Below are 9,415 nucleotides of genomic sequence, written 5' to 3'. Positions count from 1 at the left end.
CTTCTGCGCCCGATACCGATCCGCGTCCCTTTTCTTCCTTGCCAGCTTCTGCTGCGGTCCTTCCCCCCTCCGCCGCTTGGACGCCGCGGAAGAGCTCTCGCCAACCTCCTTCTGCGTCCTCGTCGTCGCAGGCTGACGCTTCGGACCTGTCACCTCGGCCGGCAGCCCAGCCCACGAGTCCTCACGCCGCAGCCCGGAACCCTCTGCCGGCAGCACCACCGGCCCCTGCGGTTCCGCCTCCGGGTCGTTGAACGCTTGCTCGTTACCCGAAGCCGACGGAATACGTACTGGATCACCGTCCGCAGGAGAGTCCGTCGCGATGGAGGCACCCTCACTGGCCTGCCTCTCACCGGGCCGGGGCAGGCGCCGTCGCGCGTCATCCAGCCCCGGTTTCGCCGCTGCGCGGGACGGCCCCGGCCGGTCCTCAGCGGGACCGTTGTCCGGCGTCCGAACCGTCTTTGCCGTATCCGGTTTCGGGCTCGGGCGCAACGACGTGCTCCGAGCGGTGTGGAATTCTTGCGCCAGGTTCCGCGACAGCTCGTCGGCCAGCCGCTGGTTGTCCTGTGACAGCGGCCGCGCCAACACCGCTGCCATGTCGTTGCGCAACGCCAGAAGCTCATCCGCGGTCCGGCCGTCCAGGGCGCTAAAAGCGTGGTCCCTCGCCAGGATCCCCTCTGCCTGCCACCGCAATGACTCCTGCTCGAGCGCACTCAGATTGCTGAAGACCGGCCTCGACCGTTCCGCCTCGCGCCGCAAGTCCTCGGGGGTCCACCCAAGGCCGTCCGGACTGAGCTCGGATTCCGCGGGATCACGCACGAGCGGGCCCGGCTCGATCCAGATCTCCACCCGCGTCGGCCCTCCAGCGTGCAGGACCTGCGGTTGTGCGATCAGTCCGGCTTCGTCGGCCTTGAGACGGGCCCCCTTGGGGCGGTCCTTCTGCGCGAGGTCAAGCATGCCTTCCAGGTCGCGTGTGACCAGGGAGAAATCGCGCGCGGCTTGCGATGCGCCATCGGCTCTTCTGTCGAGATCGCCGCGCACGACGTAGCGGGCGCGGGGCCGGCGTCCCTCCCGCTTCGCATCGACGGCCTTTTTCGCCACCGGGAACATGGCGTAACGGTCCTGCAGCCGCCCCTGGGCATCCTTGCGGATGGTCACGCTCGCGTCGCTTGGGGCACCCGCCAGCGCGGGATCATCGGTGCGGGCGTGGGCGAGTTGGGTCTCGTAGTGCTGCTTGGCCTGCCACCACTTGCGTTCCGCGATCTGTGTACGCGTGTCCGCTTCGTCCCGAGCCTGCTCCGCCGCCTGCTTGCGGGCCTCGGCTTCGGCCCAAGCCTTCTCGCGATCCGCCTGCTTGCGAGCTTCGGTTTCCTCCAGCTTTTCGCGATCCGCCCGTTGTGCGGCTTGCGTGGCCTGCGACAGGGTGAAGTGCGCGACGCGCTGCTGGTCGATCGCGGAGGTCCACTCCTGGTCCCGTTCGGCGAACTTCCTCGTGGCGGTCACCAGCTCGTCCGGCAGCTCGTTGCCGCGGTCGCTGCGGCGGATCACGTAACCGGACTCGAACATTGCGCTGACGGCCGCTCGCCGCTTGCCGATGCTGTGCTCAGCGGGGGTGGCGATCATGAGGAACTCCGCGCCGTGCAACCAGGTGCTGGTGATGTCCTTCAACGGAGAGTCCGCACTCTCCTTGGGAATCGATTCGTGGTCCGTCTCGGATTCCTCTTGGTGTTCACTTTCGGATTCGTGCCCACCACGGGAAATGAGCGGCATATTCCAGTCACCCGCCTGGCCGAACGCGTGCCGGCCTTCCTCGTAGGTCTTCGCCCCCTCAGGATGCGACACACCCCCGGCGAAAAACGGTGCGACGGCCACGGCATGGCCACTGCCCGAGCCGCGCTCCTTCTCGTCGGCCGAATGGCTGTTCGGCTCCGAGCCATCCAGTTTGATTCGTCCGCTCGTCGACGCGAGCGCGCCCCGATCCGGAATCTTGAGGTACAGGTCCAGGTTCACGCCCAGCCCGGGCGGCAGCTGGACCGACACAGACTTCGCGTCCAGATCCGCGAAGCGCTTGAGCAACGCCTCCAAGCGGTGCGGGGTGAACCACGCCCGCAAGCTCCGGCGCGCCTCCGCGGTCACCGAGCCCCCGGCGGAGGTGATCGTCCGCTCGGCGGCGGCGACCAGGTCCTCGACGAGCCCGCGGAACTCCACTGCCCGAAACTCGCTGGCACTGGGCAGAACCTCGGCGTCGTCGGTCTTCCAGCGCTGGATGGCCTCGTCCGTTGCCTGCGATGCCGTCAGATCGGTGATCTCCGCCGCGCGGGACCGCTGGGCCAGGTCAGCGGGCAGGGTGTCCTCGACCGCTGTGGTCACCCCAACGGTGCGAACGTCCGGGGCTGCGGCGATGCGTTCCCCATCGCGCTCGATGCGCACGTCGAACAGCACGTCGGCGCGGTGCGAAGCCAGTGCACCTGCGACCTTCTCGGAGTTCGTGTAACTCGTGGTCTCGGTCTGCGTGCGGCCACGGACCTGCTTCAACCATTCGGCGACGTGGATCAATCCCAGACCCAGCCTGCCGTAGGACGGCCCGTGCTGCGGCATCGATTCGCTGCCCGCTGGACCGGCTCCACCCGAAGAATCCGGGCCGTGCAACACGGCGCCCGGGATGCCGCCCGTCATGAACTCAAGGACGACCCAGGTGGCGTTGCGGATCTTGTTCGCGACGATGGACGCCGCGCTGGACGTCGCAAGTTCGCCGTGCTTGATCCCTTCCGCCTCCGGCTCACCCAGAAGCTCGGCCCCCACGCGGAGTTCGTAGGTGTGCCCCTTCCACCTGCCTTCCCACCGCAGTTGTGTGCTGGCTCCCCCGTTCTCGAGGTCGCCGAGCTTGGCCTGCACGTTGGACAGGAAATGCTCGGCCGAGCGGTCGTTACCGAGGGGGCTGCCCAGTGGGGAAACCGGCAACAGCGCCTCGGCCGCGTCGGGGCCCAGTCGCTCGGCAATCTGCTGGCGCAGCAACCGAATCTGGCCGCTCAGGTCCACCGGTTCGGTGACCCCTCGGCTCCAGGACGGGGTGGCCAGCGTGTGCCCGTCGGGAACCGGCGCCACGTCCAGGGGCGAGTCGAGCGGTTTGACGGAAACCCCGGGTTCCTTCTGTTCGGCTTCGAGTGCCCGCTGCGCCTCGAACTCGGCCGTCCTGGTCATCATCTCCTGCAACTGCCGGTCGTCGACCAAAACCGTCTTCGACTGAGGCAGCGTGAACCGCTCGGCGGAGCGGACGGACGGCTTGCCCTTGAACAACCCCATTCGGTCGATCTTGCCAATGGTCTTTACCTCGACGCCGACGGTATTCACGACATCCACCGTGACCAGGTGACGTTCGCGCGGTTTACCCGTCTCCGACCGGGAGTGGCTGGTGTCGATCTCATGTCCCCGCTTGCGGAGATAGCTGCCCTTCCCCGGGGCCACTTCTTCGATGACCGTACCGGCCACGACGCCGGTGTTCTCATCCACCGCGGCCATCAACGGCTCGATGGAGTTGAACCAGGAGAAGGTGCCGGTCTTGCTGCTTTCGGTGGTGCGCTCACCGGTCACCGACCGCGTCGGCTGCTCCCAGACCTTGACCGGATTACCGTCACTATCCAGCACCGGCGTGGGGTTTAGCATCATGCGCGAATACTCGACCACAGCATGCTGCTCCTGGCGGCGCTTGGTCGTCTTCAGCCCGTGAATCCGGAACTTCTTGCTTGCGGAGCGCGGAGTCCCACGCACCTCTGCCAGCGAGATCCCGCTATTGACCAGGTCCGCATTCTCGGCGAGTTCCCAGACCGAGTGTCCAGAGAGTTCCCTGAGCTGCCGGAACGCCGATTCCCGAAGGTGTTTGAGACCATGCGCGGACACGACCTGCGTACCGTCGTAGACCCGGGAAAGTCCCTGCCGCATCCTCTCGTCGTCGTAGGTAACCACGGTGCGGTCGACGGGTTCGACGGCATCATCGCGCAGTTTCTTCAACTCGGCGTTGAGCTGATCGGCCTGCCACGCGGGGAGTTCGACGACGATGTCGGTGGCCACGACACCCGGATCCCGATTCTCCTCCTGGGCCAAGGCGTCCACAATTGAAAATTGATTTTCCGTCGGCGTGTGCATCCCCGGCCGGCCGATCGACACGCCCTTGGCCAGTTGGTTCCATTCCTGCCAGTGCGTCCCCGACACCGTGTACCGCACCCGGAAGGCCACCCGTTTGCGCGGTTCCTTGCCCACTCCACCGGTGGCGGCCGGCTCCTTGCCCCGATTGCCACCGAAGGACAGCTCGGCGCCCTCCCCAATGTGGGAGGACTTGCTCCGCTCGAAACCGAACTTGTGGTAGCTGGTGACAAGGGACATCTGGCCGGCCACCGTCGAGTAGACGCGGGCCACGAAACCAGCCCCGGCCTTCCACGACACGCTCCTGCTGTGCTTGGCGGACTCCGATTCGGAAATCGTCACCCCAGCATCCGCCTCCTCGACGTCCATATCCCGGACATCGAGCACCTCCGCCGCCACCTTCAGCGATACGTGATAGTCGTGTCCCCGACCGTGCTCGACCATCTCGATCGACGAGGCCTGATCGGTGAGCATTTCCTCGACCATCCGCGGGGACGACAACGTGTTGCCTGAGAGCAAACTGTCGATCTGGTTACCGCGCGCCAACTGCTCGCTGGCATTGCGCGAGATTCCCTTGGCCAGCTTGGGATTGTCGAAATCGATGACGAGATCAGTGTTCCGCCAAAACGACCACCGGTGATGGTCTGGGATCTTGTGCGCCGTATCGCGAAGGATCCTGGCGAGCTTCGCGCCCGCACCACTGGCCTCCAGCGCCGCGCGGGTAATGCCGGCCACGCGATTCGGGTGCGGCTGGCCGTCCTCGCTCACGAGCCCGGCCGCCCGGGCGAACTCCAACGGCGTCCAGTGCAAGCCGTCGATGGCGTCGGCGAACGTCATCGGGGACCCACCGTTCGTGCGGATCTCCCAGTCATACGCAGTGCGGTAGCGAACGATCTGGACCTTGCGGGCAGCGGTCTCGCCGACCTTCGACGAGGTCTGGGACTCCTGGTCACGGCTGCGGCCGCCACCGCCCATGGCAAAGGGGCCTGCGGCTGCGGTGAGCACCCCGACGTCCACGGCGGGCCCGACGGCTCCCGAGCCCTCACCCTTACGCCCCGAACCGTGAACGTTCAGCGCTTCAGTGCCGGCATCGGAGGCCGACTCCGCCAGTGCGTCGTTTATCGTCTCGAGATAGCCGACTTGCCGGGCGACGGCCCGCATCTGCACACTTTGGGTGCGGCTCGACAGCAGGCGCTTGAACGGGTTACTCGAGCGCAGCGGCGTCTCCAACGTAACCCAGCCCCGACCGGCGGCGGCCGCTTTCTCGCTCACCCGCATGTCCGGCAACATCCGTTTGACATTGTCCTGACCCAAGAACTCCCGCAGGGCTTTCCGCGAGTCCTTGTCCAGCGACCCAAGCTGGGCGGCCACCTGGTCGTAGATGGTCGGCGGCTCCCCGGACTTCGTCGTCGCCCGCAAGGGTTTGCCCTGATACAGACCGCGCGTCGACTGCCTGACCGTAGCGTCCTCCAGCACCGAAGCAGGCAGCTCATTCGGCATCGGTACAGCGCGTTCACGCGCGATCGGCCGCAATCCCGTGGGCACGCTCAACGTGGTGCCGACCGGGTCGGCGTCAGGATGATCGCGCCCACCGACGATCGCGACAGGACCAGTGTCGTGCCCGTCCCTGTCAACCCGGGAAACCCGGAACGTCACCGGCACATACACCGGCTGCGCGCCGGCGTATTCACTGTCACTGCCCGGGGTTGCACGCTCCGGCAGCGCGATGCGCATCGACTGGCTGTGCGTTCTGGCGTGGCTCGTGACGCGGTTCGAGGCCAGGCCAGTTGGCAGGTCGACGAGGCCCAGAGCGAAAATTCCAGGCACGGCGGGCACGAAGAAGAGCTGCTGGTATCTCGGCCGATGGCTGGACGCAGTCGTCGTGCTCGCCTTGTGACCGGCGGTCGAGGTGGCCGACTGCTCGGTGGCTTTTCCTTCCGCGGCTTCGCTGCGGTCCCAGTCGAACTTGGCGGCCTGCACCCGCACCGACACACCGCCGACTTCGAACACCTTGCCCTCACCACGCAAGCTGCCGATCTCGTTCAGCACGGCATGCTCCACCGACTCGAAGTCGTCCGGATCGGTGTCCTCGGGCACCAATCCCCGCACGGCCTGGACGACCTGATCTGCTCCGACCGTCTGGGCGATCTGCTGCGCCGAGCCCATCGACTCGCTGCGGTGGAGATCCCTGGGGATCTGCGACCGATGTCTGTCCTGGCGGGTATCACCATCAACCCGCGCCCGGACATCGGCGGTTTTGTTTGGCGGTTCGCTGTCGTTGGAGGAATCGCCGGGCTGTTCGATCCGATCCGTCCCATCGAACAGCTCGGTCAGTTTGGTCAGGTTGGTCAGGTTGGTATCGGTTCGATCCACCAGGCGGCTGATATCAGAACCCGAATCAGGATCCGAGCTGGACGAACCCCTATCACCGTCAGTGGAGTAATCCTGCATCGCATCCACACCAGGCCAGGCCTTACTACGACGCGCCCCCTTCTCACCAGTGGAGTCAGCATCACCGTCCACATCAGACCCCGCAGCGCGCATCGAAGTCCCGAACGGCTCGTCCCTGTGGCCCACGCGCGCAAGCCGCTCCAGCAACCCTTCCTGTTCGCCCATGAAGCGCTCGGATTCGCTGTCCGCCTCGTCCCTCGCCGCTTCCACATGCGCGTCGTCAGCGGACGTGCCAGAACTCGGCTCCCGCGCAGGGACCGCCGGGTCATCGGCCCGACCAGCCCGTACCTCGCCACCATCGGGGCCCAACGACCGGGCACCACCACTGCCAAAGGTGATTTCGTCCCACCAGTCGGGGTCGATCTCCTGGTCGGACCCCTCCACGGACCTCTGACTCCGCCGCCCGAACGTACCCGCCTCCGAAGCACTACCGTCCAGCGACTGGACACCGTCGTCACTAACGAAGTCGCTATCGGCCGGCCCCGAACCGACCCCGCCCTCGTCCTCGGACTCCGAACTCCGCCGCCCGAACGTCCCCGCATCCCCACCACCATCGCTCTCGGTGGCACTCACCACATCCTCGGTGGACGGCGACCGCGGAGCCTCCACGGTCTCCGACCCCGCCTCACCAGCAGACTTCGACAGCCCATCCCCACTCGGCTCCGGCCCGGCACCCGAACTCACAGCCGCCATCGCTGTCCAAATACGGGTCAACTTTTGCTTCAACTCGGCAACAGACTGGGAGTCTCGAGGCGACAACCACAACTCATGGGCCATCACACCCAAGATAGCCTCCGAGGATTTAAGGGGCGAGCCCAACACCTCAGACGCGGCCTCCAACAAACCGAGTATTTCCTCGCTAGGCAATGTCGACAACCGCAAGTCGGCCTTATCGCTCAAGTCCCGCAGTTCCGCCATAGCAGCAGTCCTGCGATCTGTCCAAATACCGGCCAACTTTTCCCGCATCGCGGCAACAGACGGGGAGTCTCGAGGCGACAACCACAACTCATGGGCCATCACACCCAAGAAATCCTGCGAGGATTTAAGGGGCGAGCCCAACACCTCAGACGCGGCCTCCAACAAACCGAGTATTTCCTCGCTAGGCAATGTCGACAACCGCAAGTCGGCCTTATCGCTCAAGTCCCGCAGTTCCGCCATAGCAGCAGTCCTGCGATCAACAGCGTCAACAACGGCAGCAGACCCACCACCAGACGAAGGCCCAACCCCACCAGACAATTCCGCAGCACGCACCTGCGCGGACTGCTCCCCCCTCGTAGGGTCGTAACGCCTCTTTACACGCCGCTCCTCCTCCCGCTGATCCGCCTCCCACACCGCCGGCCTCTTCGACGCCTCCGACTCCGCCCGTTGATCCTGAGCCCCCTTCGGCGACTCATTCTGATGGCCCGAATTCCAACCCGCCGCAGCCATCAACTCATGTAGCCACTGCTCGCGCTTCAAGCTGCCCCGGATATCTCCCGGATTACTCAACATGTAATGAGCCAACACATCGCGGAGACCGTCATTACCCGGAAAAAATCCGCGCGCCTGCAGATCAGCGATCACAGTGTCTACGTCTACATTCACCCCGCCTACGTCAACTGACAGGTTTGTGTCGCGCATCGTCTGTAACCCAGCGGTCGCGTTAGCGATCAACTCACTCAGCTCGGCCGCCGCGGACTCCGCTGATCGTTCCGCTGCCTGACCCTCCGGTCGCGGAACCACAGCCGCATCATCGTCCACAACAGACCCCGTGGCGGGCATTGAGCTCCCGAACGGCTCCCCACCTTCGCGCGAAAGCCCAAGCCGCCCCCGCACCCCTTGCAGTTCCTCCTCCAAGAAGCGATCGAGGTCATCTCTTTCTGTGTCATCGATCGGGGCTTCGAACACATGCTCATCGTCAATGGACGTGCCAGGACCCGGCTCGACGCCCCGCGCAGGAGCGCTTGGGCCGTCGACCTGATCAGCCGGTACCTCGCCACCGTCACCACCCAACGACCAGTCACCATCACCTGCCGACTGCGGAGCCTCCGCGGTCTCCGACCCCGCACCCGCACTCACCGCCGGCGCCGCGCTCCTCAGACGACGCAGTCGCTCTAGGAAACCCTGCGCATCTCCTATCCGATCCTCTACCTGACCTGCATTCGTCAGCCACCGATGCGCGAGCGCCGTACGCAATTGCTCATCCTGGATTGGCCCGAAGTGCTCGACTACCTCATCGAACGCGCGGCCCACCGAATCTGGACCGTGCTGAGTTTTCAGCTCCTCTAACTCGCTGTTTGCTCTCTCGAAAATCTCCTCGAATTTCGGTTTCGCGCTATGTTCGCCTAGGTACCGAACAGCAGCGGCAGCTTCCTCTGCCCGACGACGGTAAATTCTGACAATAGCCCTTTTAGGTTTCAACCATTCCGTGATCTTATTTTCATAGTAACTCCGCAGGCCATCGCTTGCCTCCACATCCCCCAAAAGCTCCCGCAGAGAGTCCACCGAAGCATTTAAATCGGAGATCAGCTGACCCCTGACCTCTTTAAGAATTCCCGCACCCCACTGATCATTAAATCTGTTGTACCGACGCGCCAAAGTGGCGTCAGAGTAATTGTTGCGACGTGCGTCCTCAAGTGCCTCGTTTCGCAGCACCTCGTTGACAGCCCCATAGTCCGGCAACCCACTCAGCGTCTTGCCCACCGTCATACGCAGCGAATACTTCTGCCGGGCTTCAGAAAGGTTGGTTCCGCGCTCCGCGATGGACACGGTAGCGGCAAGCAAGCCGTCGGCATCCTTCGGGTTCTCACCGCCACTCAGGTCACCAGACAGGTAACTGGCCAGTTTA

General features: G+C 64.9%; 1 protein-coding gene (cut by a window edge). It reads right to left on the bottom strand.

Features of this window, described 5'->3' with window-relative positions:
* Positions 1-9,415: part of a WXG100-like domain-containing protein coding region (locus AC07EQ_RS24045; RefSeq protein WP_478390151.1), annotated on the bottom strand (this coding region is incomplete at its 3' end). Its footprint extends 20,123 nt past the window's final position; the window shows 9,415 of its 29,538 annotated nt.

The organism is Saccharopolyspora sp. NPDC045839 (assembly GCF_056431645.1).
The sequence above is the reverse complement of the archived record's forward strand: the minus strand, read 5'-3'. Positions and strand labels throughout refer to the sequence as shown.